Origin of the sequence: Serratia sp. JSRIV002, from assembly GCF_019968725.1 — a bacterium.
Classification (GTDB): domain Bacteria; phylum Pseudomonadota; class Gammaproteobacteria; order Enterobacterales; family Enterobacteriaceae; genus Chania; species Chania fonticola_B.
This window is the reverse complement of record NZ_CP074143.1, coordinates 3,982,640-4,009,430: the sequence shown is the minus strand read 5'-3', so window position 1 is coordinate 4,009,430 and position 26,791 is coordinate 3,982,640. Positions and strand designations below refer to the sequence as shown.

Below are 26,791 nucleotides of genomic sequence, written 5' to 3'. Positions count from 1 at the left end.
AGCATGGAAATTGCCTTTTATTTGGCAGGGTTCATTGCGATTATCGCGACCATTCGCGTCATCTCGCATACCAATCCTGTGCATGCGCTGCTGTATCTGATCGTCTCTTTACTGGCGATCTCGGCAGTCTTTTTCTCACTGGGTGCCTATTTTGCGGGTGCTCTGGAAATCATCGTCTACGCCGGTGCCATTATGGTGCTGTTCGTGTTCGTGGTCATGATGCTCAACCTCGGCAACGCGGTGCAGCAGCAAGAGCGCGACTGGCTGAAGCCTGCCGTCTGGATTGGCCCTGGTCTGCTGTCACTGATCTTGCTGGTGGTGCTGATTGTGGCGATCCGCAGCGTGTCCGATCAGGGCATCACCGGTGAAATGGTGGATGCTAAAGCGGTTGGGATCAGCCTATTTGGTCCTTACGTGCTGGCGGTTGAGCTGGCTTCAATGCTGCTGTTGGCGGGCCTGGTCGTTGCCTTCCACATTGGTCGTGAGCACAAACCGGGTGAAGTGTTCAGCAATACCCCGGCAAGCAGCGAAATGGCGAAAAGAAAATCGGAGGACCAAGCATGATCCCTCTTCAACATGGGCTGATCCTGGCGGCGATCCTATTCGTCCTGGGGCTGACTGGCTTGATGTTACGCCGTAACCTGCTGTTTATGCTGATCAGTCTGGAAGTGATGATCAACGCTGCGGCGTTGGCGTTTATCGTGGCGGGTAGCTATTGGGGCCAAACCGACGGGCAGGTGATGTACATCCTGGCCATCAGTCTGGCGGCAGCCGAGGCCAGTATCGGCCTGGCGTTGCTGCTACAGCTCTACCGTCGTCGGCATACCCTGGATATTGACACTGTCAGTGAGATGCGCGGATGAACCTATTATATTTAACTATTCTGCTACCGCTGATCGGGTTCCTGCTGTTGGCATTTTCCCGTGGTCGCTGGTCTGAAAACGCCGCGGCGACCGTTGGCGTAGGGTCGATTGGCCTGGCGGCACTGGTCACGGTGTATGTGGCGATTGATTTCCTGGGCCAAAAGGCCGCTGGCGTGCAGCTGTATGAGCAAAGCCTGTGGAACTGGATGAGCGTTGGCGACTTTAACGTCGGCGTTACCCTGGTGCTGGACGGCCTGTCCCTGACCATGCTGTCGGTAGTGACCGGCGTTGGCTTCCTGATCCACATGTATGCTTCCTGGTACATGCGTGGGGAAGAGGGCTACTCCCGCTTCTTCGCTTACACCAACCTGTTTATTGCCAGCATGGTGGTATTGGTACTGGCAGACAACCTGCTGCTGATGTACCTGGGTTGGGAAGGCGTGGGCCTGTGCAGCTATCTGTTGATCGGTTTCTACTACAAAGATCCGGCCAACGGCGCGGCGGCAATGAAAGCCTTCATCGTTACCCGCGTGGGCGACGTGTTCCTGGCCATTGCGCTGTTCATCCTGTACCACGAGCTGGGTACGCTGAACATCCGTGAACTGATGGTGCTGGCACCGCAGAAACTGGCGGTTGGCGATACGGCATTGACCTGGGCAACCCTGATGTTACTGGGTGGCGCAGTCGGTAAATCAGCTCAGCTGCCGTTGCAAACCTGGCTGGCAGATGCGATGGCGGGGCCAACCCCGGTATCTGCCTTGATCCACGCCGCAACCATGGTTACCGCAGGTGTCTACCTGATTGCCCGTATGCATGGCCTGTTCCTGATGACGCCGGAAGTGCTGAATCTGGTCGGTATCATTGGTGGCGTTACGCTGCTGCTGGCGGGCTTTGCCGCGCTGGTGCAGACCGACATCAAACGTGTACTTGCCTATTCCACCATGAGCCAGATTGGCTACATGTTCCTGGCGCTGGGCGTGCAGGCATGGGATGCGGCCATCTTCCACCTGATGACTCACGCGTTCTTCAAGGCGCTGCTGTTCCTGTCCTCCGGTTCAGTCATCCTGGCCTGTCATCATGAGCAGAACATCTTCAAGATGGGTGGCCTGCGCAAGAGCATTCCGCTGGTGTATGTGTGCTTCCTGGTGGGGGGCGCGGCGCTGTCTGCTCTGCCTATCGTCACCGCTGGCTTCTTCAGTAAGGATGAAATCCTGGCGGGCGCCATGGCGAACGGCCACGTCAACCTGATGATTGCCGGTCTGATTGGTGCATTCATGACCTCACTGTATACCTTCCGCATGATCTTCATCGTGTTCCACGGCGAAGAGAAAATCAAAGCGCATGCGGGAAAAGGTATTACTCACCACCTGCCACTGTTGGTTCTGATGGTGCTGTCCACCTTCGTCGGCGCGATGATTGTGCCGCCGTTGCAGGGTGTACTGCCGGAAACCACCGAACTGGCACACGGCAGCGTTCTGACATTGGAGATCGCCTCTGGCGTGGTCGCTATCGTCGGGATCCTGCTGGCAGCTGCGCTGTGGCTGGGCCAACGTCGCCTGGTCAACAGCATCGCGAACAGCGCTCCGGGTCGTTTCTTCTCGACCTGGTGGTTCCATGCCTGGGGCTTCGACTGGCTGTATGACAAAGTGTTCGTCAAGCCATACCTGGGCATCGCCAAGCTGCTGCAAAGCGATCCGCTGAACTCACTGATGAACCTGCCTGCGCTGTTCTCCCGCTGGGGGAACCGTGGCCTGACGGTGAGTGAGAACGGTCAGATCCGCTGGTATATCGCGTCTATGGGTGTGGGTGCAGTGCTGGTACTGGCTCTGTTGATTTTGGTTTAACTGAATAATTTAAACAGACGCATTTTGGGTTCGGCCCTTGTCGAACAAGGGCCCGATACAAGTTTTTTAGATTATTCATATAAGGGACACAAAACGCCATGCTATTACCTTGGCTAATTCTTATCCCCTTTATCGGCGGTCTGCTGTGCTGGCAGTGCGAGCGTTTCGGTACTAAGGCGCCGCGCTGGATAGCGTTGATCGCAATGGGGCTGACGTTGGCGCTTTCTCTGCAACTGTGGTTGCAGGGGGGCTATTCGTTGATAAAACCGCAGGGCATGCCGCAGTGGCAGTCTGAGTTTATGTTGCCGTGGATCCCACGCTTTGGCATCAGCATTCACCTGGCGCTGGACGGCCTGTCACTGCTGATGGTGGTGCTGACCGGTTTCCTGGGCGTGCTGGCGATCCTCTGTTCCTGGCGTGAAATCCAGAAGTATCAGGGCTTCTTCCACCTGAACCTGTTGTGGATCCTGGGCGGCGTGATTGGCGTGTTCCTGGCCATCGACCTGTTCCTGTTCTTCTTCTTCTGGGAAATGATGCTGGTGCCGATGTACTTCCTGATCGCCTTGTGGGGTCATAAAGCATCGGATGGTAAAACCCGTATCACCGCAGCAACCAAGTTCTTCATCTATACCCAGGCCAGCGGTCTGGTGATGCTGATTGCGATCCTGGGCCTGGTATTCGTGCACTACAATGCGACCGGCGTGTGGACCTTCAACTACGAAGATCTGCTGAAAACCCCAATGTCGCACAACGTTGAATACCTGTTGATGCTGGGCTTCTTCATCGCGTTCGCGGTGAAAATGCCGGTGGTGCCATTGCACGGCTGGTTGCCGGATGCGCATAGCCAGGCACCAACGGCGGGTTCTGTCGACCTGGCGGGGATCTTGCTGAAGACGGCGGCCTACGGCCTGCTGCGTTTCAGCCTGCCGCTGTTCCCGAACGCGTCCGCCGAGTTTGCCCCTATCGCCATGTGGCTGGGTGTGATTGGTATCTTCTACGGTGCCTGGATGGCGTTCGCACAGACCGATATCAAACGTCTGATTGCCTACACCTCCGTTTCCCATATGGGCTTCGTACTGATCGCCATCTACACCGGTAGCCAGCTGGCTTACCAGGGTGCGGTTATCCAGATGATCGCTCACGGTTTGTCTGCCGCTGGTATGTTCATCATCTGTGGCCAGTTGTACGAACGTCTGCACACTCGCGATATGCGTCAGATGGGCGGCCTGTGGGGACGTATCAAGTACCTTCCTGCGCTGTCACTGTTCTTCGCGGTGGCAACTCTGGGGATGCCGGGTACCGGTAACTTCGTCGGTGAATTCATGATCCTGTTCGGCAGCTTCCAGGTTGTACCAGTGATCACCGTGATTTCTACCTTCGGTCTGGTGTTTGCTTCGGTTTACTCGTTAATCATGATGCAGCGTGCCTACTACGGCACCCCGAAATCTGATCAACCGTTGCCGGGCATGACCGCACGTGAACTGTTTATCATTCTGCTGTTGGTGGTACTGCTGGTGCTGCTGGGTGTCTATCCTCAGCCAATCCTCGATACCTCAAGTGCGGCGATGAGCAACGTGCAACACTGGTTTGGTCCGTCAGTTTCAGCAATTTCAACAACAAGGCCGTAATTCGCCATGACAATAACTCCTCAACAACTGATCGCACTGTTACCGCTGTTGATCGTCGGATTGACGGTGGTGGTTGTGATGCTGTGCATTGCGTGGCGACGCGACCACTTTATCAACGCCACCCTGACAGTGATCGGTCTTAACCTGGCGCTGCTTTCACTCTACTTTGTTGGCCAGGTAGGCCCAATGGACGTCACCCCGCTGGTGCGGGTTGACGGTTACTCGATGTTCTACACCGGGCTGGTGGTGCTGGCGAGTCTGGCAACCTGTACCTTTGCCTATCCATGGCTGGTGGGTTACCCGGATAACCGCGAAGAGTTCTACCTGCTGGTGCTGATTGCTACCATGGGTGGCATTCTGCTGGCGAGCGCCAACCACCTGGCTTCACTGTTCCTGGGTATTGAGCTGATCTCGCTGCCGCTGTTTGGTCTGATAGGGTATGCCTATCGCCAGAAGCGTTCGCTGGAAGCGGCCATCAAGTACATGGTGCTGTCTGCGGCGGCCTCCAGCTTCCTGCTGTTCGGTATGGCACTGCTGTATGCCGAATCCGGTGACCTGTCACTGGCAGGCCTGGGCAAAAGCATGCAGGAGAACATGATGCATCAGCCGCTGATCCTGGCAGGCATGGGCATGATGATCGTCGGTCTGGGCTTCAAACTCTCCCTGGTACCTTTCCAGCTGTGGACGCCGGATGTGTATCAAGGGGCGCCAGCGCCGGTCTCAACCTTCCTGGCTACCGCCAGCAAGATTGCGATCTTCGCCGTCGTGATGCGTCTGTTCCTGTACGCACCGGCTGCCGACAACGAAGCGCTGCGGATGGTGTTGTCGATCATCGCCGTCTGCTCGATCCTGTTCGGTAACCTGATGGCGATCAGCCAGACCAACATCAAGCGACTGCTGGGTTACTCCTCGATCGCTCACCTGGGTTATCTGCTGGTAGCGCTGGTTGCGGTGCAAACCCACCAGCTGTCGCTGGAAACCGCCGGGGTGTATCTGGCCGGTTACCTGTTCAGCAGCCTGGGTGCCTTCGGTGTGGTTAGCCTGATGTCCAGCCCGTACCGTGGCCCGGACGCGGACTCGCTGTTCTCCTATCGCGGCCTGTTCTGGCACAAGCCAATCCTGTCAGCGGTTATGACAGTGATGATGCTTTCCCTGGCCGGTATCCCGATGACGCTGGGCTTTATCGGTAAGTTCTTCGTGATTGCGATGGGCGTTAGTGCTCACCTGTGGTGGTTGACCGGTGCCGTGGTGCTGGGTAGTGCGATCGGTTTGTACTACTACCTGCGTGTGACCGTCAGCCTGTTCCTCAGCGCGCCGGAAACGCTGGTTCGCGATACGCCAAACAACTGGGCGTTGACCGCCGGTGGTGTGGTGGTGCTGATCTCTGCCGCGTTGGTGCTGTTGCTGGGTATCTACCCGCAGCCGCTGATTACGCTGGTGCAGATGGCACAGCCGATGTTCTGATTGATCTCGAGCTAGACAACAAGGGTCGCCAAATGGCGGCCCTTGTTTTTTTGTGGACTAGAGTACGCCGCCGTTAAACGAGATTTCCAGCTCTTGCACCACCGCGCGTATTCTTGCCGTGTGTTGCAGATCCGGATGTAACACCAGCCAGATATCGACCCAGTCCTGATTCTCTGGGAGGATACGCACCAGATCGGGATCGCTATCGGCCAGGAAGCAAGAAAGCAGGCCGATGCCCAACCCGTTGCGCGTTGCCGAACGCAGTAACAGCTGTGAGTTGCATTGCAGCACCACGTTTGGCTCGTTCAACGGCTCTCCACCGAAGTTGTCCCAGTGGCGTGGTACCAGCTCGCGCGGGAACATCAGCAAATCGTGGCCGCGCAGATGGTCGCCTTTACTCGGCGTTCCGTGTTGATCCAGGTAGCCCTGCGTGGCATATAACCCCATCTCAATAGTTGCCAGACGTTTGATGACCAGCTCATCAGATTCAGGGCGAGCACCACGAATAGCCAGATCGGCCCCGCGATAGGAGATGTCGGAGATATTGAGCGCCGTCAGTAGCGTGATGGTGATATGCGGGTATTTCTCGCGCAGCCGTTTCAGTGCCGGTATCACAAAGGCCTCGGCCAAGGTATCGGTGGTAGCGATGCGTACTTCACCCGTCAGGCTTTGATCGCCGCTGCTGGCTTTACGAGCGATAGCCTGAACCGCATTTTCCATTGCCAGCACTTCTGCCAGCATGGCTTCACCCAGCGGGCTGAGCGAGAAGGATTTTGGCGTGCGGATAAACAGTTTTGAACCCAACGCCTGTTCGAAAGCGCTGATCCGCCGCCCCACGGTAGCTTGATCGACGTGAAGTTCATGGGCAGCCTTGCGTAACGTACCGCAGCGTGCCACCGCCAGAAAGAAGCGTGCATCATCCCAATTCATTGTGCAGTGTCCTTGGTGGCATCCGATCTATTTTGGCCGCCAGCGGCGGCAGAGAGAGTTATTATCTGGTAAGCGATAAGTAAATGCATCTGCGGGACGTTATGGAGCAAGCTTATTTGTAGCAGGCAATCCATTTTGCGCAAGAATGCTGGTATTCTTGGTCGGTGCTGCTAACACATTTCCGACGGTGAAAACCGCCGCGTAAGAGATTATTTGCAGCCCGGCAGGGCTGCATTCTGGGGAAATCATGGTTGCTTTATGGATGGTCGCTGCCAGCGTGTTCTTCGCGCTGATGGGGGCCTGCATCAAACTGGCTTCGGCCAAGGTCGGTTTCTTCGATATTATTTTTTACCGTTCATTGATCAACATGGCCATCGTGGCGGCGCTGATAAAAATCAAAAATATCGGTTTTCGTACCCGCCATCTTGGCTTGCACATGAAGCGCGCCGCGATTGGCAATGCGGCCATGTATTGCGGCTTCTATGCGCTGATCCATCTGCCTATCGCTACCGCAACCACGCTGGGCTATACCAATCCGATTTTCCAATCGGTGATCACCTTCGTCACGGCAAGAGGCCAACTGACCGGCAGGTTGCTGTTCTCGGTGCTGCTGGGCTTTGTGGGCATCCTGATCCTGTTGCGTCCAGATGTACCGAACGGGGAATATACCGCCACCTTGATTGGCTTGCTGTCAGGATTGCTGACGGCACTGGCCTATTTCAACGTCGGCAAACTGGTGCGTACCGGGGAGCCTGAACTGCGTGTGGTGTTCTACTTCTCTCTGGTTGGTACCTTGTTCGGCGTGGTGATGAGTTCGATTGTCGGATTCGCGGCGTTGGATGCCACCAGCCTGCTGTATGTCTGCGCTATCGGCGTATTCGGCAGCCTGGGGCAGATCACCATGACCCGCGCCTATGGCGGTGGCAATGCGGTCACCGTCGGCATTCTTTCCTACAGCACGATCATTTTCTCCACGCTGCTCGGCTACCTGATTTTTGCCCAGACCCTGTCGTTTATCGCCGCGGCGGGGATGGTGCTGATCATCCTTTCCGGAGCGTTGGCCATTTTGCGCCGTGCACCCGCTAAAAAGGTAGCCACGGCTTCGGTGTGATTTTGCCGCTCTGGCCACCTGCAACAATGCATCATAGTGCTGCATTGTTGGTGGTTTTGGCGGTCTGCTCTGAACGCTATGATGAGCGCCTGATATTTTGCGGGTGAGGTGATTTGCCTGCGTATTTAGGGAGAAAATCATGTCCGACGGTGTAGCCGTTGATAAAACCGCGCGAGCCAACACGGCCTCCTCGCCTGGAGCCATTGTACTGTTTCTAGCGCTGGCATTGATGTCGGCACTGCTCAACAGCAGTGCACCAACGCCGCTTTATCCCTTGTACCAACAGCAACTGGCACTGACCTCGGTCAGCCTGACCCTGATCTACGGGGCTTATGCCGCTGGCGTACTGATTTCCCTGTTCGCCGTGGGCAACCTGGCTGGCAAGGTAAAAGATTTACGCAGCATGATCGTCCCGGCGCTGCTGGTGGTGTTGTTGGGAGCATTGCTTTTTGCCCTGGCTGATTCATTTTCCCTGATGTTGATGGCTCGCTTGCTGGCCGGTGTAGGCACGGGGGCGTTGACCGGTGCGGCAAATATTGCGTTGGTGCGTTTTGGCCCTGCGGACGGTGGCAAGCAGGCGGCGCTAATTGCTACCTTGTCCTTTACTGCCGGGTTGGCATTGGGGCCGATTTTTAGTGGTATAGCGTTGCAGACCGGTTTTCATACCACCTCGCTGCCGTTTGTGATCATCATGGCGGTGGCAACGATTGCCGCTTTGGGGATTATGCTGAGCTGGCCTGCGCGCGTGGTGGTCAAAGCTGGCGTCCGTTTGGCTGAGGATACTGGGGCAGGGGAAAATACCTTAGCTGCGGGCCTGCGCGCGACCGGGAGCCGGTTTTTCGTGTGTGCCGGCGCGCTGTTTGTCTGTTGGGCGCTGGCTGCCAGCATCCTGGCGATCGGCCCCAACGTGGCGGAAACGCTGCTGGGTATGCAAAACCGCAGCAGTTTCGGCTATGTGATTGCGGTCTACCTGCTGATTGCCGGGGCCAGCCAGATCCTGAGTCGTCAAATCAATGCACGCCATTCGCTGATGTTTGGCTGCCTGGCACAGGCGTTAGCGGTGGTGGTCTTTGCCGAAGCCATTCAGATCCATTCACTGGGGCTGGCCGCTGCGGGGATGGTCATTGCCGGTTATGCTTACGGAGCCATCTTTGTCGGCAGTGCGACGCTGGTTAACCTGATTTCACCCCAAGCCAGCCATGCACGCCTGATCTCGCTGTTCTATGTGATTGCTTATGTTGCCAACTGGGTGCCCATTCTACTTGGCAGTATCATCGACCATGCCAGTCTGCATCTGGCGGTAAACCTATTATTCCTGGTGACTGTCATCGTCTGCGTGGTGTTGGGGCTATGGGTTACGCGAGTGGGCTTCCCGCGCTGAACCTGGCTATTTGGCTGGTGGTCGCTCTTGTGATCACCGCCTTTATTCAATCATGTGGCTAGCGGTTTTTTCGCGTAGGATGATGAAAAAATGCCCTATTTTGTGATTAATATCTCATTTTAATGATTACAATGCATCAATTTGCACTATTGATGTGATTTTTATCACATCGTATTGACTGATTTCGCGTAAACTGTGTGGATTATTTTTAGCGGATCAGGATTATGAACGTCATTTTTGCCATTGCGGTAACTACCGGTATTCTCTCCGGCGTATGGGGCTGGGTTGCCATCAGCCTTGGGCTAATCAGTTGGGCGGGCTTTCTTGGCTGCACGGCCTATTTTGCCTGCCCGCAAGGTGGCCTCAAGGGCTTGGCGATCAGCACGCTGACCTGCTTGAGCGGCGTGTTCTGGGCGATGGTCATCATTCACGGCAGCGCGTTGGAACCTGCCTGGAGCATTCTGGGCTACCTGCTGACTGGCATCGTCGCCTTCCTGATGTGCATTCAGGCCAAACAACAATGGTTAGGTTTTGTTCCCGGGACTTTTATCGGTGCCTGCGCCACCTTCGCCGGTGATGGCAACTGGCCATTGATCACCGTCTCACTGCTGGTCGGGCTATTGTTTGGCTACGCCATGAAAAACAGTGGCTTGTGGCTGGCCGCACGCCGTAAATCGCCCTCTGTAGCGCTGGCCGAACAAGCCTCCACCGACGCCTGAAAGGGCGTCAGTATCTTGCCTCGCCTCTTTTTTAATCAACATTCCGATGGCGTGTATCCAGGTCGTGTCCTACCATGGGACTATGACCAATGATTGTTGATGGTTAAGCAACGTTGAATTTGTTAATAACGGAGAGCTTAAAGATGGCGATAAATCGAAACGAGAACCAAACGACGCTGGACGACGATCTGAGAATGCTGAGTGACACACTGCAAGACGTGTTGGATTACTCTGGCGATCGAGCCGATCAGGCTTATACGGATATCAAAGCCCATGCCGAGCGGGCGCTAAAAGACATCAAGTCGCGTCTGGCAAATAGCTCAGAATGTTATTACGTGCGGGCGAAAGAGGTGGCATGTCGTGCCGATGACTATGTCCATGACAAGCCTTGGCATAGCGTTGGCATTGGTGCCACGGTAGGTTTGGTGCTTGGGCTATTGCTGGCCCGCAAGTAACACCAATGAGCGCGATAGCTGCCGAATAGTGTCACAGGAAGGAGTCATGCAGAAAGCCGACACGCCGTAAACCCGTCCCTGGGGGCTCGCAATCGCGCATCCATGCGCTCAACGGTCGGCTAACCTGCAATGACTCCCTCCTGTCTCAAGCTTCGGGTGTAGCGCTATTAAACATAGCTATTTAGCTACTGCGTACCTTATTGCTTTCCCAGAATTACCTCCACCAGGTAGGTTTTAGCCTCCTCAGTCAAGGTAATTACCGCTTCCTGCTGCAACACACCATCAATCATCACCTGCGTTTCTCCTTCCCCTTGGCGTAGGGTGAAGTGATATTCACTCTCCCCTTCACGGTAGGTTAGGGTGACCGGTGGCCAATCTGCCGGTAAGCGGGTATGGATGGAAAGCGTATTGCCGTGGCGTTTTAGCCCCAGCAGCGACTCGACGATCAACCGATACATCCAGCCCGCCGAGCCGGTATACCAGCTCCATCCTCCGCGCCCAACGTGCGGGGCGACCGCGTAAATATCCGCCGTGGCGACATAAGGTTCGACCTTGTAGCGCTCCGCCGCGGTGCTATCCAGGCTGTGGTTGATGGGGTTGATCAGCGTCATCAGTTCCCAGGCGCGCTCGATATTGCCCATCTCGGCAAACGCCATCACTGCCCATACCGCCCCGTGAGTGTATTGACCGCCGTTTTCTCGCACGCCGGGCAGATAACCCCGGATGTAGCCAGGATTCGGGCCGTTGCCGTCAAAAGGTGGGGTCAGCAGTTTGATGATGCCGGCCTGGTCGTCCACCAGGTGCTTATCCAGAGATTGCATTGCTTGTGCGCTGCGATCTTTGTCACCCGCACCGGAAAGGATCGACCAACTCTGGGCGATGGCATCAATGCGACATTCTGCCGCTTGGTGTGAACCCAGCGGTTCTCCACTATCGAAGTAACCACGGCGATACCATTCGCCATCCCAGGCGTTGTTGTGCAGGTTGGCGCGCAGTTTTTCTGCTTCCTCGCGGCACAGTTCTGCCAGTTCCAGATCGCCGCGGCGGGTGGCCAGTTTGCCGTAACGTTGCAGAATATAGAACAGGAAGAAGCCCAGCCAAACGCTCTCACCCCGGCCTTCCAATCCCACCATGTTCATGCCGTCGTTCCAGTCACCGGCACCCATTAGCGGCAAACCATGCTCGCCAAAGGTCAGGCCATGCTTCAGCGCCCTGGCCCCGTGCAGATACAGGCTTTCCTGTTTCGAGCTGACACCAGGCTGTTCATAAGAAGACTCTTCACCCGGTGCCAGTATACGGGCCTCCAGATAACCCACCTGTTCTTCGAGGATCGATGAGTCTTCGGTCGCGTCGAGGTAGTGGCAAATGGCCAGCGGCAACCACAGGTAATCATCGGAGCAGCGGGTGCGCACCCCGTTGCCCTGCGGAGGATGCCACCAGTGCTGAACGTCGCCCTCAACAAACTGGCGCGAAGCACACAGCAGGATCTGCTCACGCATCCGCTCAGGCAAGGCATGCGTCAGGGCCAGGGTATCCTGGAGCTGATCGCGGAAGCCAAATGCGCCGCCGGACTGGTAATAACCGCTGCGCGCGTGAATGCGGCAGGAGAGGGTTTGATACAGCAACCAGCCGTTAGCCAGCAAGTTAACCGCGGGATGAGGCGTACCGATTTGCACCTTGTTGAGGATCTTGTCCCAGTGGGCAGCGACCTGCTGCAATTCGTGTTGCAATGCCTCTTCGCTGAGATACTGACGCAGCAGAGATTCGGCTTCGTCGGCATCTTGTCCCAGACCAAGCGCAAACACAAAGCTGCGTTGATCGCCATCGATCATGCTGATGGCCGATTGAACTGCGCCACAAGGATCCAACCCGGCACCGGTCTTGCCGGATAACCGCCGCAGCTTAAGTACGGCAGGAGCGGCCAACGAACCGTTACGGCCAATGAATTCCCGCCGATCGCCAGTGACTGAGCAATGGACGCCGGTAACGCCGAAGAACGCAGTACGTGGCGATCCGCTGCTGGTGTAATGGTTGGTGGCGAGGATGCCACAGCCACCAGGTGGTGTGGCTACGCGGGTGACCACGTGCATCGCCGATTTCTGGCGCAAATCACCGAGAATTAGCTCGGCATAGCCGGTAGTCGAGAGCTTCCGCGTACGGCCAGAAGTGTTGGTGAGCGTCAGCAGGAACAGTTTCACCGGAGCGTCTTTGGCAACCAGCATCGTCAACTGGCTGTCGATACCGCCTTCCCGGTGTTCAAACACGCTGTAACCAAAGCCGTGACGCGTCAGGTAATGACCACGCCCACGGGCGGGCAGCGGCGTTGGTGACCAGACGTGGCCACTCTCTTCATCGCGCAGATAGAAAGCCTCGCCGCTGCGATCGCTGACCGGATCGTTATCCCAAGGCGTCAGGCGGTATTCATGCGCATTCTCATACCAGGTGTAGGCTTGGCCACTTTCAGAGATCACCGAACCGAACATCGGGTTGGCGATAACGTTTGACCACGGCGCTGGCGTTACCTTGCTTTCGTTCATGGCGATCACATATTCGCTGCCATCCTCTGAGAACCCGCCAAATCCGTTGTAGAACTGGAGCTTGTCGATGATTGGCAACTGTGGCGAATGCAAATTACGCGGCAGATTGGCCATGGTAGCCAGTTTGGAGGAGGCGGTCGGCGGCCCTAATGGCTGTTGCAGCGTTTGCGGCAATTGCAACCGTTGGTTGAGTTGCTCCGTCAGGCCACCGCGGCGGTCATCCAGATAGATCCGCGCTACGCTCAGCAGCAAGGTGTGATCTTCCGGTGACATATGTTCACTGGAACGGACGAAGATCCCTCCGGGTTTGTCCGTCAGGGAAGACTCCATCCCGGCGGCGATCAGCCCCATGATCCGATTTTGCAGATCTTGCCGGTAACCACCGGAATCCTCATTGAGGATCACCAGGTCGACCAGCAATCCTTTCAACCGCCAGTAGTTGTGCGCCTGAATGAGCTGTTGCACCAGCCCGATATTCTCACTGTCGGTGACGGACAGCAGCACGATCGGCAGATCGCCGGAAATCGAATAGCCCCACAGGCCTGACTGCCCGCGGCGGTTATTGATGATTTCATTGCTGGCGGCACGCATTTCCTGCGCCGGGAACACCACCGCGCTGGCCAGACGATTAAACAGATTGGCGTCTTCTTCGTTAGCGTTCAACTGGCGCAACACCACCTGGCTGTGCGACCAGGCGAGTTCGAAAATACGGTCGGCCATATGGCGGTCGCGATACTTCTCCAACATCGCCAGGCTGGTGGCGCGGTCTTCACACACGCCGTAGAAGATATCCAGAGTCAGCGGCACGTTGGGTTCCAGCCGGATCCGCTGACGGATGGCGATGATCGGATCGATCACCGGCCCGGCGCTATTGGTCAGGGGTTGATTCTGATATAGCGCCTGCGGGTTGGCTGCCGTGCGGCCACGGCCGATAAACTTGGCCCGGTCGGTTTCAAAGGAGGTTTTACTGCTGGCACCCTGGACCGACATCATATGCAGCAACCACGGCGATTTCTCTTTCGGCTCACGCGGACGGCGATGGCACAGAATGGCATCCTGTTCCGGCAACAGTTCGGTTTGGACAAACAGATTGCTGAACGCCGGGTGCGCCAAATCGTTGCTGGCCGGGGCCAGCACCACTTCGGCATAGCTGGTGATCTCAATGGTCCGCGGCTGTTTGCCCCGGTTCACCAAGGTTAAGCGCCGCAGTTCGATGTCGTCCTCAGGGGAGATCACCACCTGGGTTTTCACCGACAGTAGCCCCTGCTTGCGTTGGAATTCCGCCCCGGCATCGTTGAAGACCGCGCGATAGCCGCCTTTCTCGGTTTCGCCGGTAGGGTGCCAGGTATTGCTCCACACCTCGCCGGTTTGCGGATCGCGCAGGTAGCAGAACGCCCCCCAGTTATCGCAGGTGGCATCCTCACGCCAGCGGGTCAGCGCCAGATTCTGCCAGCGGCTGTAGCTACCGCCGGTTTGGGTGATCATCAGGTGGTAGTTGGCATTCGACAGCAACTGAACTTCCGGGATCGGTGTATCCACACGGGTGAATTCACGTGCGGCGAAGCTAGCCGGTTTAATCGCGCCTTCATGGGTTTCGAAGTGGCGGCGGGTGCTGTAAAGCTCAACCGCATCAGGCACCCGTTCCTGCAACAGCAAACGGGTCGACTGGAAGGCGGGGTAACTGGCAAAGCGTTTCACCATCGGCGCATCCAGCAACAGGTGTGACAGCGCCAGGAAACTCATACCCTGGTGGTGAGCCATATAGGAGCGAACAATGACATACAGCTGCCCCCGGCTGAGGCGTGAAGTGGTGTAGTCCAGTGCTTCATAGAAGCCATAACGGCCCTTGGCACCGTTTTTTTCCAGTTCCACCAGGTTGCTACAGGCACTGTCCGGATCGACAATCAGCGCCATCATGGTGGCGTAAGGGGCGATCACCATGTCGTCACCCAGTCCACGCCGCAGCCCTAAACCCGGCACACCAAAGGCGTGATACTGGTAGTTTTGCAAAGCGTCAAAGCCGAAGTAACCGGACTCGGAAATCCCCCACGGTACGCCGCGCTCTTTGCCCCAGGCAATTTGCCGCTCCACTGCAGAGCGGCACATCTGTACCAGCAACGTATCGGGATAGGCAGGCATCACCAGTTGCGGCATCAGGTACTCAAACATCGAGCCGCTCCAGGACATCAGCGCTGGCTCCTTGTCGATCACCGTAAACAGCCTGCCTAAGGCAAACCAGCTCCGTTGTGGAATTTGGTTGGTGGCAATGGCGACATAGTTGGTCAGGCGGATTTCCGAGGCCAGCAGATCGTATTTACCACTGTCGGCACGGTTTTGATCGCAGTTGAAACCGACGGTCAGCAAATGGGTGGCTTCGTCATACAGGAAGCTGAAGTCCATTTGCGCCATTGCTGTCAGGCGTTGGGCCAGCTGAGCCAACTGTTCCAGGCGTTCCCTTGCCAATTGCTGTACGGTATCCAACTGCGTTTGCTGTTCTGTCGACAACGTCAGTTGTTTAGGTGGGTTGGCCAGCCAATGCAAACCAGGGATTTGTTCCAGCTCCGGCATGCTGTCGCTCAGCCAGCCAAACCATAATGCCCATTCGGCGCACAGTTCGTTGAGCTGCTGGTGCAGGTTGCCGGCCCAGCGTTTGACCTCGTCACCCTGTTGCAGAGCGGGGTCCTGCAATCCATTACAGTGGTTACGCATTTCATTGAGTTCAGCCTGTAGTGCCGCCGGATGGGCGTTCTGCGCCTGTTCCCAGTGTTTGCGCAGTTTGGTTAATCCTTTCGGTGCGGCGTTACCCCAGTGTTGCTCCAGTATCAGCAACGTATCTTCTAATCCGGCCAGAATACGGGCTGGCTCGATAACTGGCTGCATGGCTAACCCTGGCAGGCCCGCGCTCAGGGTTAGCAGATGGCCCGCGAAATTACCGCTGTCCACGCTGGAAACATACCGTGGATTCAGAGGTTCCAGAGTGCGCGTGTCGTACCAGTTGTATAGGTGACCACGGTAATGCTCCATGCGATCGAGCGTATTCAGCGTCAGGGTAATACGCTGCAAGGCCGAACTGAGGGTGATATAGCCGAAGTCATAGGCGGTAAGGTCGGCCAACAGCGCCAGCCCGATATTGGTGGGTGACGTGCGATGTGCCACCACCGGCTCTGGAATTTCCTGGTAGTTATCCGGCGGCAGCCAGTTTTCCTGCTGGTTGACAAAGGTGGCAAAAAACTCCCAGGTTTCTCGGCTGCTCTGGCGCAGGAAACGGCGCTGGCGATCGTCGATGGCCGTTTTGCTGCGCTGTGGCTCCAGGCTAAGCGAATAAAGCAGGTACGGCGACAGGATCCACAAGGCGGCCAGCGGGATAGCGGCTAACAGCGCTACCGGGCTGGAAAAAGCGGCCAATAGCAACAGTGCAACACCTGCCAACGGGTTGATCCACAGGTTACGATAAAAATTCGCCAGCGTGACGGTCAGGTGGTGTTTGGATTGGTCGAAGCTGGTCCACTCTTGCAGATTGCGTTTGCTGATCAACAGACGCCACAGGGTGATACCAATGGCCTTTAGGCTGAACCAGGCTTCATGAGGTAGCTCGGCCAGACGCAGGCCAATCTGAGACAGCCGATGCAGTGAGCCCTTCAGTGCCAACTGCAAGTGCTGAATAACAGGCCGACGCGGGGGCTTACGCACCACATCCTGCAACAGCGCCAGTAGCGTAGGCAGCAGCAGAATAATGGCGAACACCGCCAACCAGTATGGGGTATCCGGTAGCCAGGTTAAGCCAAAGAACAACAGCAACAGAAAGCAGGGGGCTACCAGGCTGCGGCGTAGGTTATCGAACAGTTTCCAGCGCGACAGGGGGCTTAATGGGTTAGCGGCCCGCGAACCGTCTTCGGTGATGACCCGGGGCAACAGCCAGTTAAACAGCTGCCAATCGCCGCGGATCCAGCGAGTACGGCGGGCAACATCGACCAGATAGTTGCTTGGATACTGCTCATAGAGCAAGACATCGCTCAATAAACCGGAACGGGCATAGCAGCCTTCCAGCAGATCGTGGCTTAACACCAGGTTTTCCGGGCAGGTGCCCTTCAGGCTGTGGGAGAAGACGTCAACATCATAAATCCCTTTGCCGATAAACGAGCCTTCGCCAAACAGATCCTGATAGATATCTGAAGCCATCTGGGTATAAGGATCGTTGCCCGGCGTGCTGCTGCACAGGGCAGCATAACGGCTCTGACCATAAGCAGGGATCTCTTCGGCCATGCGGGGTTGCAGGATGGCATAACCCTCCACCACTCGCTGCAGTTTGGCATCATACTGAGGTTGATTCAGGGGATGGGCCATAGCGGCGATCAGCCGGTGTGCGGTTTCACGCGGTAGCACGGTATCGCTGTCCAGGGTGATCACGTATTTGACGTTTTTCAGCACCTCCAGCCCTTGGCCAACCTGAGTGGTAAACGCATTGCCACGGTTACGCAGCCAGTCGTTCAGCGCGTTCAACTTGCCACGTTTACGCTCCAGCCCCATCCAGCTCTGCTGTTTTTCATTCCATTGGCGATCGCGATGGAACAGGAAAAAGTGGCTTGGCCCTTCGCAGGCATACTTTGCATTGAGCTCGTTCATCTTTTGGCTGGCATAGGCCAGCAGTTCGGTATCGTCGGGCTGCTGTTGCCGGGGCGAGTCATTGAAGTCGGTGAGCAGGGCAAAATGCAGGTGTTTAATGGCGTTGCCCAGATAACAAACTTCCAGCGTGTTGATCAACTGGTCAATGCCGGACTTGCTGCTTATCAGCGTGGGAATGGCAACCAGCGTACGGAACTCTGCCGGGATACCACAGGAAAAATCCAGCCTTGGCAACGGCTGCGGAGAACGGCTGCGGGTGGTGACCTCACTGAGCAGACTGATGACGAACTGAGCGAGCACCATCCCTAATGGGAACAGCAAGATCAACAACCCCCAGGTGAGTCCGGTTTGATGGGCATGGCGTAACAGCAAAGCCCAGCAGGCCGTCGTGAGCAGGCTGATGCTGCCCAGCCAGGAAAGCAGTGGGGATTGGCTGAGCGCCTGACGGATGCGCGTAATACGGCTAAGCCGCACGTCAAGCTGTTGCTCTAACTGCGTGCGGCCATGGTCAATCAGGTAATAGCCGATGTGATGAGTGCGTGGATCGTTGCGCGGATCTTCGGCGGCGATCCGTGCCATATTCAGAGCGTGTTGTGCGACCTCCACCTCGTTGTGAGAACAGTGGCGAGCCAGCCTCTCGATCACATGGCGATAGTTGTCACGGGTATCGAAATGCATTAAAGGATAAACCCCGGTGGGGTCTTCGCGCAGCGTCTGATCGACCTTGCTCATGGTCTCAACAAATTCTGCCCAATCCATTTCGCTCAGTTGCCGCAGGCCGGCGATACTGTTGCTGACGGAAAGTTGGCTGACCGCCAGTTGTTGGTTGAAACGATGGATAAGCTCATCGGAGGTCAGGCTGACTTCGGCCAGGCGTTGCTCAACCCAGGTCAGCGGTAGCGCCAGCATGGTGCCGTGCCCCTGCAGACGACGCACCAGTTCTGCCACGAAGGCGCTGGTGCGGGGCGGGTTGGAGCGCGCCATATCGGCAATCACAATGATCAGGTTGGCCGGATCGTTTTCCGCCGATTCCAGCATTTTGGTCACCCAACTATCGGCCAGGCTGCGTTCTTCCTGTGCCTGAGCCACTTCTACCGCCACGCGGCGCAGGTTTTCAATGAGTGCCAGCCTCAGCATGCCCGGTAGCGCCCACAGCTCGCCCAGGGTCAGATTGGCCTCTTTTTGGTAGGCGGCAATATAGCGCGTCAGGCTCTCGGCATCCCATCGCCCGTCGCCATGAGCAATGGCTTCGGTGGCGATATCGAAAATGCGTGGGCAATTGTGCGGGGCGGTTAACTGCGGCAGCCCACGGCCGAAGGTTTTCGGCAGATGGTGCCGAACGACGCGGATCTGCTCCTCGATAAGATAAAAGTTATCCAGCAGCCAGTCGCCCGCCGGGGTCATGGTGTTTCTCTTGTCGTTGCTCAACCTGCGGCAACTGTCCGTTAATACCTGCTCGTTGTTATCGAGACGTTTGAGCAAATAGTAGGGCGTTTTATGGGTTGCCAGCTTATGGGAGCGTGCCAGGCGCTGGCCATAGCGTTCCATTTGGTCGACCGAAAACAGCTCTGCCTTGATGTTGCTGGCGGGAGGGGTTTCGGCCGTGGCACGGTTATGCCGTAAGGGCAACCGAGCTACTTTGGGGTGTCGGCGCTGCTTCTTTAACCAATTGATAAGTATTTCTTTCACGCAAAAAGCTCCTTACATCTGACCCAAAGGACAGCGGGTTAATACCGTTGGGAGGCTGTGAACATCTTGATTTAACTATCGATTTGATATGACAAGATTTCACTGCGGCAGGAACATGACGTCTAAGTATAGTTCCGCCGTGCGCGTGTGGTTGTTTTTTAATCTCAAACTTCAATTTTAATAAATAATTAGCGACGCAAGGTATGGGTTAATAGACGCTATTTTTCCGCCCGTGAGGGTTGATTTACCGTATAATTCCCCACATAGCGTTTGGTTAATGAGGTGGCAGTGGAACAACTTTCGGGAGTGCTGCGGCGGTTACGTCAGCAGCTTGGGCACGACTTTCCCCGTGAAGCCGGATTTCGGCAGTTAACTCTGGTGGTTCCCGGCCATCTGAGCGATATGTTGCTGGAGTGGCTGGCGGCGCAGGTGCTGTTCCCTCAATTCTACTGGCGTCATCGCGAAGGGCGGCAGGAGGCGGCGGTGTGCGGCGCTTTGCGGCAGTTTTCACACCCTTCAATGGCGCAGGCATTCGTGAATGCCTATCCTGCGGCCCGTTTGTGGGGGCTGACTGCCTTTGACGGTGACGCCCAGCTGTTTTTGCCGCGCCTGGAAATTCTCAACCGCCAAGGCAAGTGTGAACTGACGCTAAACCTGTTTTCTGAACAAGCATTGAGTGATGATGCCCAAGCGGCGCTTGCCTGGCTTGAAAATCTGCTGGTAACCAAACCGATCGAGAATTTACAGGTGAAAGTGCTGTCGGTGCAGCATCAGCCGGAACGTTCCGGGTGGGAAATCATGCTGCGCGATGCGCTGAAGGCGATAAATCGGCAGCAGATGGATAAGGTGGTTTTGGCGCGCAGCTCGGTGTTGACGCTGGAGAGTCCGTTGTTTGCTCCTGCGATGATGGCCGCCAGCCGCAGGGTGAATCACCAATGCTACCACTTTATGCTGCGCTTTGATGCACATTCCGCATTTCTTGGCTCCAGCCCGGAAAGATTGTACCTGCGTGAGGGAAAACATTTGCTGACTGAAGCGTTGGCGGGGACGGTTGCCAACCATCCCGATGAGCGGCAAGCCCAGGCACTGGCCCAGTGGTTGCGGCAAGACGGCAAGAACCAACAGGAAAACCTGCTGGTGGTTGATGATATCTGTCAGCGTTTGCAAGGCGGTGCCAGAGCGGTCGATGTGTTGCCACCAGAGGTGGTGCGGTTGCGCAAGGTACAGCATCTGCGGCGGCGTATTGAAGGGCAACTGAACCAGGGTGATGATGCCGATTGCCTGCAACGGCTGCAACCGACGGCTGCGGTCGCCGGGCTGCCGCGCCAGGCCTCGCTAGAGTTTATCCGCCAGCATGAGCCTTTTTCCCGCGGTTGGTATGCCGGCTCTGCGGGTTATCTCTCTGCGTCACAGGCGGAGTTCTGCGTTGCGCTGCGTTCCTGCCAGATCGAGGATGCTCGTGTTGAGCTGTATGCCGGGGCGGGGATTGTGGCCGGTTCCGATCCGGCGCAGGAGTGGCAAGAGATCGAAAACAAGGCGGCGGGCTTGCGCACGCTGTTGCAGTCAGAACATTCTGGGCCGGTACATTGAGCAGGCCGATCTTCGTGTGTAAACTTGTTGTGTTTTATATGTTTCTTTTTTGTTCTCTTTCGGGGCGCTATTGGGCATTGATGGGTCGAAATTGATTTATTGCAGGCCACCTGCCACAGGGAAATACGGCGTTTTTGCGCCAGCGCAAAAGCCGTAAAGATAATTACTTATATAATTCAGAGTTATGATCCCCGGTTCGCTACCTCGTTTGGGTAGGCTTCGGCGCGTAACCTCTGTTTACTACTGATGAGCGAAATATGTCGACAAGTGTTTTTAATCGCCGGTGGGCGGCGTTGTTGCTGGAAACGCTGGTCCGCCATGGAGTGCGGCATGTCTGTATCGCTCCGGGATCGCGCTCAACGCCTCTGACTCTGGCCGCTGCCGCGAACCGCGCTTTTGTCTGTCATACTCATTTCGATGAGCGGGGCCTGGGCCATTTAGCGCTCGGTCTGGCAAAGGCCACGCGTGAGCCGGTGGCGGTGATCGTCACCTCGGGTACCGCGGCAGCAAATCTTTATCCTGCCCTGATCGAAGCCGGGCTAACCGGGGAGCGGCTGGTGTTTCTCACCGCCGATCGCCCGCCGGAGTTGATTAACTGCGGTGCCAATCAGGCGATACGCCAAAACGGCCTCTACTCGAGCCACCCTACCTTGAACATCGATCTGCCGCGCCCAAGCCCGGATATTCCGGCTCGCTGGCTGGTGTCTACCCTGGACAGCGCGATGGCGCGTCTGCGGCACGGTGCTCTGCATATCAACTGCCCGTTTGCGGAGCCGTTATATGGCGGAGATGAACAGCAGTATGAGCAGTGGTCGGCGGAGCTAGGGGACTGGTGGCAGGATACGCACCCTTGGCTGCGTGAAATGGATCCCCATCGGGTTATTAAGCAGCCGGACTGGTTTTTCTGGCGGCAGAAGCGCGGCGTGATTATTGCTGGCAGGATGGGGGCGGAAGAGGGTGTGCAACTGGCCGAATGGGCGGGCATGCTCGGTTGGCCGCTGATCGGCGATGCCCTCTCGCAAACGGGGCAACCGCTGCCCTGTGCCGACTTATGGTTGGCCAACCCACAGGCCCGCGATCTGTTGGCCAGTGCGCAGGTGGTGGTGCAGTTTGGCAGCAGCCTGACGGGCAAACGCCTGCTACAGTGGCAGGAGCGCTGCCAGCCGGAGGAGTTCTGGCTGATCGACGATCTGCCTGGGCGCCTCGATCCTGCGCATCATCGTGGCCGCCGTATTCGCTCTACCGTTGGCGAGTGGCTCGATCTGCATCCGGCGCAACCTCGCTCACCTTGGGCTGGCGATCTGTCCGCGTTGGCGGATGATGCCCTCGATGCGACTTCGCAATACCTGGTTAACCGGTTTGGTGAGGCGCAACTGGCCCATCGCCTGCCTGAGCTGTTGCCAGAGAACGGCCAGCTGTTTCTCGGCAATAGCCTGATTGTGCGCCTGATCGATGCCTTAACCCAGTTGCCTGCCGGTTATCCGGTGTTCAGCAACCGCGGGGCAAGCGGTATCGACGGCCTAATCTCCACCGCGGCTGGCGTTCAGCGCGCCACAGCCAAGCCGACGTTGGCCGTGGTAGGCGATCTCTCCGCGCTATACGATTTGAATGCCCTGGCTCTGTTGCGCCAATGTTCGGCGCCCACGGTGCTGATCGTGGTGAACAACAATGGCGGGCAGATTTTCTCGCTGTTGCCAACGCCGGAACCTGAGCGCCAGCGATTTTACTGTATGCCGCAGGATGTGGAGTTCAGCCAGGCGGCAGCCATGTTCCAGCTTGATTATGCTTGCCCGGAAAACTGGGGGCAGTTGCAGCAGGCAGTGGAAAAAGCCTGGCGTCACAGCGGAGCCACGCTGATTGAGTTGCAGGTGCCGCCGAGCGATGGCGCAGAAACCTTGCAACATCTGGTACAAAAAATGGGGGCAAACTGATGCTGGCTTCCCGCGTGCTACAACAAGGTGAAAGCCAGCGGCCATGGTTGATCTGGCTGCATGGTCTGCTAGGGAACAACAATGAGTGGCGGGTGATCGCCTCGCGTTGCGAACAGTGGCCCTCGCTGGCGATTGATTTACCCGGCCATGGCGATTCTGCCGATCAATCCTGCCTGGACTTTGCCGACGTCAGCAGGCAAATCACCGCTACGCTGCAGCAGCATAATATTGAGCGTTACTGGCTGGTGGGCTATTCACTCGGTGGGCGCATCGCCATGTACCATGCTTGCTGCGGAGAAGCGCAAGGGCTGCAAGGTATTGTGATCGAGGGCGGTAATCCTGGATTGGAGAACGAGGATTTACGTGCCCAGCGGCGTGCCCATGATGCCGCCTGGGCGAGCCGTTTTCGCACCGAACGCATCAAAACGGTTTTGGCCGACTGGTATCTCCAACCGGTCTTTGCCAACCTCAGCCCGATACACCGCGAGGCGCTGATCGCCGCCCGTGCAGATAATCATGGTCCGGCCATTGCCGATATGCTGGAGGCGACTTCCCTCGGGCGGCAACCTTGGCTGGTGCCGCAATTACAACAGTTGGCACTGCCAGTGATGGTGTTATGCGGTGCCGACGATCACAAGTTTCAGGCGTTGGCGCGTGATGCCGGTTTGCCATTGCAAACCGTGCCAGAGGCGGGTCATAACGCTCATCTGGCCAATCCGGCAGATTTTGCCGCCGCGCTCGATGCATTTCTTGCTAAAAAAGGAACCAAACATGCTGTATCCCAATGAAGAACAACTGTACGCCGCGATCGACTGGCAGGACTGCTCGGGTGATTTCGAAGACATCCTGTATCACAAGTCCAGCGATGGCATTGCCAAAATCACCATCAACCGCCCGCAGGTGCGTAATGCCTTCCGCCCGCATACGGTGAAGGAAATGATTGAGGCGATGTCGAACGCGCGCTATGACGACGGCATCGGCACCATCATTCTTACCGGTGCCGGGGATAAAGCCTTCTGTTCCGGTGGCGATCAGAAAGTGCGCGGTGACTACGGCGGCTATCGTGATGATAGCGGCGTGCATCACCTGAACGTGCTGGACTTCCAACGTCAGATCCGCACCTGCCCTAAACCGGTAGTGGCGATGGTGGCCGGATACTCCATCGGCGGCGGTCACGTGCTGCATATGATGTGCGATCTGACCATTGCGGCCGATAACGCCATCTTTGGCCAGACCGGGCCGAAAGTCGGCTCCTTTGACGGCGGCTGGGGGGCTTCCTACATGGCGCGCATCGTAGGCCAGAAGAAGGCCCGTGAGATCTGGTTCCTGTGCCGCCAATACGACGCCGCTGCGGCGCTGGATATGGGCCTGGTGAATACCGTGGTGCCGTTGGCCGATCTGGAAAAAGAGACCGTGCGCTGGTGCCGTGAAATGTTGCAGAACAGCCCAATGGCCCTACGCTGCCTGAAAGCCGCACTGAACGCCGACTGCGATGGTCAGGCCGGGCTGCAAGAGCTGGCGGGTAACGCCACCATGTTGTTCTATATGACCGATGAAGGTCAGGAAGGGCGCAACGCATTTATCGAAAAACGCCAGCCTGACTTCAGCAAATTCAAGCGTAACCCGTAATGACGGCACTAACCCGTGTTGCTGCGATCTATCGCTATAGCCTGCCGATGGAGGCGGGCGTGGTGCTGCGCAACCAGCGGCTGAAAACCCGAGATGGCTTGCTGATCCACCTGCAACAGGATGGGCAGCAAGGATGGGGGGAAATTGCCCCCTTACCGGAGTTCAGCCAGGAGACACTCGACCAGGCGCAGCAGGCTACTTTGGCCTGGGTGCAGGCTTGGGTTGCGGGCGAACTGCCTGTGCAGAGCGAGTGGCCATCGGTGGCCTTCGGTACCAGCTGCGCGCTGGCGGAAATGGCCGGGCAGTTGCCAACGCAGGCAGACTATCGCAAGGCACCGCTGTGCACTGGCGATCCCGACGAGCTGTTCGACCTGTTGGCCGCGCTGCCGGGGGAGAAAGTGGCCAAGGTGAAGGTGGGGATGTATGAGGCGGTGCGGGATGGCATGGTCGTCAATGTCCTGTTGGAAGCCCTGCCTGACCTCAAGCTAAGGTTGGATGCCAACCGCAGCTGGAGCCGGGCCAAAGCGGACGGCTTTGCCAAATACGTTAACCCAGCGTGGCGCGATCGCATCGCGTTTCTGGAAGAGCCCTGCAAAACCCGTGACGAATCACGTGAGTTTGCCCAGGCAACCGGTATTGCCATCGCCTGGGATGAAAGCGTGCGTGAAGCCGATTTTGTCGTGCAGGCCGAGCCGGGGGTGGCAGCGATTGTGATCAAGCCGACGTTGGTGGGGAGCCTGGCCCGCTGCCGTGAACTGGTCATGCAGGCGCATCAGGCCGGATTGGTGGCGGTGATCAGTTCCAGCATTGAGTCCAGTCTGGGGTTGACGCAGCTGGCGCGCATCGCGCATTGGCTGACGCCGCAAACGGTGCCAGGTTTGGATACGTTGAACCTGATGCAGGCCCAGTTGATACGCAACTGGCCAGAGAGCACCTTGCCGTTATTGGGCATTGATACCTTGGAGTGTGTATGGCGCAGTTGAGTGATTGGCCGTGGCGGCATTGGGCCAAACAGCGCCCGCAGTCGACCGCGGTGATCTTTGAACACCAGCCGGTCAGTTGGCTGATGTTGCAACGGCAGGTAGAAGTGCTGGCTGCCGACTTTCAGCGCCAGGGCGTATTACCCGGTAGCGGCGTGCTGCTGTGTGGGAAAAACAGCTATCCGCTGCTGTTGGCCTATCTGGCGCTCTTGCAGTGTGGTGCGCGCCTGCTGCCGCTCAATCCGACGCTGCCGGCGCCGATGCTGGCGGCTTTGCTGCCGGATCTGGATATCGATTTTGCTTTCAGCCCGGACGGATTACCTGAGTTGCCCCCTGGCGCGATCGTCTTGTCGCCGCCGGGCGTTGATGAGTGCCACTTGCAGTTGCTGCCGTGGGATGAACAAAGACTGGCAACGTTGACGCTGACTTCCGGCTCCAGCGGCTTGCCAAAAGCCGCCGCCCATAGCTATGCCGGCCACCTTGCCAGTGCTGATGGCGTGTTGCAACTGCTGGAGTTTCAGCCACAGGATAGCTGGCTGCTCTCGCTGCCGCTGTTTCACGTGTCTGGTCAGGGTATTATCTGGCGCTGGCTGGCGGTGGGGGCACAGCTTGTGGTGCGTGAAATGCAACCTTTGGCCGATGCGCTGGCGGGATGCACCCATGCTTCGCTGGTGCCCACTCAACTTTGGCGCCTGCTGTCTGAACCGATGGCCAAGCATGCGCTAAAAGAGGTGTTGCTCGGCGGGGCGATGATCCCGGTGTCACTCACCCAGCAGGCCGAGGCGGTAGGGATCCACTGCTGGTGCGGTTATGGTTTGACGGAGCTGGCTTCAACGGTTTGTGCCAAGCGTGCCGACGAGCTGCCCGGCGTTGGAGCACCTTTACCAGGCCGTGAAATACGCCTGGTGGATCAGGAAGTCTGGATCCGCTCCACCAGCCTGGCGCTGGGTTATTGGCTGCGGGGCGGGCTAGTGCCCATTACCGACGATCAAGGATGGTTCCATACTCGCGATCGTGGCGCGATGGAGCAGGGTGAACTGCGTATTATTGGCCGGCTGGATAACCTGTTCTTTAGCGGCGGGGAAGGCGTTCAGCCGGAAGATGTGGAACGCGTTTTTGCCGCGCATCCACAGGTGTTGCAGGTGTTTATCGTACCGATTGACGATGCGGAGTTTGGCCAACGGCCGGTAGCGGTGGTCGATCTGGAAGGCGAGTTGACGCTGGAAGGGTTAATGCTTTGGGCGCAGGACCGGCTGGCGAACTTCCAGCGGCCGATTGCCGCATTGGCGTTGCCCGACGAGCTAAAAAACGGCGGCATAAAGATTTCGCGCCGTCGTCTACAACAGTGGGCGAGTAGCCAACTGCAGGCATAACCTGTAGCGTTGCGAAAAAGGCCGCCCGAGGGCGGCCTTGCTAT

The 26,791-nt window shown here is 57.2% G+C and carries 17 protein-coding genes; 15 read left to right on the top strand and 2 right to left on the bottom strand.

The window, feature by feature from the left end; translation table 11 throughout:
* Nucleotides 1-3: 3 nt before the first annotated feature.
* From nuoJ to nuoN, 5 genes are all read left to right on the top strand, one after another.
* Nucleotides 4-564, top strand: coding sequence for an NADH-quinone oxidoreductase subunit J (gene nuoJ / locus KGP26_RS18840; RefSeq protein ID WP_021805989.1), 561 nt, complete (start codon nt 4-6; stop codon nt 562-564).
* The gene (gene nuoK, locus KGP26_RS18835) at nt 561-863 is read left to right on the top strand and encodes an NADH-quinone oxidoreductase subunit NuoK (protein ID WP_021178516.1); all 303 of its coding nucleotides are present in this window, start codon (nt 561-563) and stop codon (nt 861-863) included. The genes nuoJ and nuoK overlap by 4 nt, the downstream gene beginning before the upstream one ends.
* Nucleotides 860-2,707, top strand: a complete 1,848-nt coding sequence (nuoL, locus tag KGP26_RS18830) for an NADH-quinone oxidoreductase subunit L (protein ID WP_223664438.1) — start codon at nt 860-862, stop codon at nt 2,705-2,707. The genes nuoK and nuoL overlap by 4 nt, the downstream gene beginning before the upstream one ends.
* Nucleotides 2,708-2,805: 98 nt before the next feature.
* A complete protein-coding gene (gene nuoM, locus KGP26_RS18825; protein WP_021805987.1) occupies nt 2,806-4,335 on the top strand; it encodes an NADH-quinone oxidoreductase subunit M in 1,530 nt (509 codons plus the stop codon).
* A 6-nt stretch (nt 4,336-4,341) separates the two neighbouring features.
* The gene (gene nuoN / locus KGP26_RS18820; protein WP_021805986.1) at nt 4,342-5,799 is read left to right on the top strand and encodes an NADH-quinone oxidoreductase subunit NuoN; all 1,458 of its coding nucleotides are present in this window, start codon (nt 4,342-4,344) and stop codon (nt 5,797-5,799) included.
* 57 nt (nt 5,800-5,856) lie between these two features.
* Here the strand turns inward: nuoN and KGP26_RS18815 are convergent, their stop codons facing one another.
* Nucleotides 5,857-6,729, bottom strand: coding sequence for a LysR family transcriptional regulator (locus tag KGP26_RS18815; protein ID WP_094981982.1), 873 nt, complete (start codon nt 6,727-6,729; stop codon nt 5,857-5,859).
* Between the two features lie 247 nt (nt 6,730-6,976).
* Between KGP26_RS18815 and KGP26_RS18810 the strand changes: the two genes are divergently transcribed.
* From KGP26_RS18810 to elaB, 4 genes are all read left to right on the top strand, one after another.
* The gene (locus KGP26_RS18810; protein ID WP_223664437.1) at nt 6,977-7,840 is read left to right on the top strand and encodes a DMT family transporter; all 864 of its coding nucleotides are present in this window, start codon (nt 6,977-6,979) and stop codon (nt 7,838-7,840) included.
* Between the two features lie 139 nt (nt 7,841-7,979).
* Nucleotides 7,980-9,221, top strand: a complete 1,242-nt coding sequence (locus KGP26_RS18805) for an MFS transporter (RefSeq protein WP_021805983.1) — start codon at nt 7,980-7,982, stop codon at nt 9,219-9,221.
* A gap of 224 nt (nt 9,222-9,445) precedes the next feature.
* Entirely contained in the window at nt 9,446-9,940 is a 495-nt protein-coding gene (locus KGP26_RS18800) for a DUF1097 domain-containing protein (RefSeq protein ID WP_115158196.1), read from the top strand.
* Nucleotides 9,941-10,083: 143 nt separating this feature from the next.
* Nucleotides 10,084-10,395: a stress response protein ElaB gene (elaB, locus tag KGP26_RS18795; RefSeq protein ID WP_223664436.1), complete on the top strand. Its 312-nt coding sequence runs from the start codon at nt 10,084-10,086 to the stop codon at nt 10,393-10,395.
* Between the two features lie 197 nt (nt 10,396-10,592).
* Here elaB and KGP26_RS18790 read toward each other — a convergent pair whose 3' ends face one another.
* Complete coding sequence (locus tag KGP26_RS18790) at nt 10,593-19,244, bottom strand: glycoside hydrolase family 94 protein (RefSeq protein WP_223664435.1); 8,652 nt, start codon at nt 19,242-19,244, stop codon at nt 10,593-10,595.
* A 288-nt stretch (nt 19,245-19,532) separates the two neighbouring features.
* Between KGP26_RS18790 and menF the strand changes: the two genes are divergently transcribed.
* From menF to menE, 6 genes are all read left to right on the top strand, one after another.
* The gene (gene menF, locus KGP26_RS18785) at nt 19,533-20,834 is read left to right on the top strand and encodes an isochorismate synthase MenF (RefSeq protein ID WP_209522587.1); all 1,302 of its coding nucleotides are present in this window, start codon (nt 19,533-19,535) and stop codon (nt 20,832-20,834) included.
* A 257-nt stretch (nt 20,835-21,091) separates the two neighbouring features.
* Nucleotides 21,092-22,765 carry a 2-succinyl-5-enolpyruvyl-6-hydroxy-3-cyclohexene-1-carboxylic-acid synthase gene (gene menD, locus KGP26_RS18780; protein ID WP_021805978.1) on the top strand — a complete coding sequence of 558 codons (1,674 nt, stop codon included), beginning with the start codon at nt 21,092-21,094 and terminating at the stop codon, nt 22,763-22,765.
* Nucleotides 22,765-23,553 carry a 2-succinyl-6-hydroxy-2,4-cyclohexadiene-1-carboxylate synthase gene (gene menH / locus KGP26_RS18775; protein WP_223664434.1) on the top strand — a complete coding sequence of 263 codons (789 nt, stop codon included), beginning with the start codon at nt 22,765-22,767 and terminating at the stop codon, nt 23,551-23,553. The genes menD and menH overlap by 1 nt, the downstream gene beginning before the upstream one ends.
* The gene (gene menB, locus KGP26_RS18770; protein WP_021805976.1) at nt 23,537-24,394 is read left to right on the top strand and encodes a 1,4-dihydroxy-2-naphthoyl-CoA synthase; all 858 of its coding nucleotides are present in this window, start codon (nt 23,537-23,539) and stop codon (nt 24,392-24,394) included. The genes menH and menB overlap by 17 nt, the downstream gene beginning before the upstream one ends.
* Complete coding sequence (gene menC / locus KGP26_RS18765) at nt 24,394-25,377, top strand: o-succinylbenzoate synthase (protein ID WP_094981977.1); 984 nt, start codon at nt 24,394-24,396, stop codon at nt 25,375-25,377. The genes menB and menC overlap by 1 nt, the downstream gene beginning before the upstream one ends.
* A complete protein-coding gene (gene menE / locus KGP26_RS18760; protein ID WP_021805974.1) occupies nt 25,365-26,747 on the top strand; it encodes an o-succinylbenzoate--CoA ligase in 1,383 nt (460 codons plus the stop codon). Before menC ends, menE begins: the two co-directional genes overlap by 13 nt.
* Nucleotides 26,748-26,791: the final 44 nt, after the last annotated feature.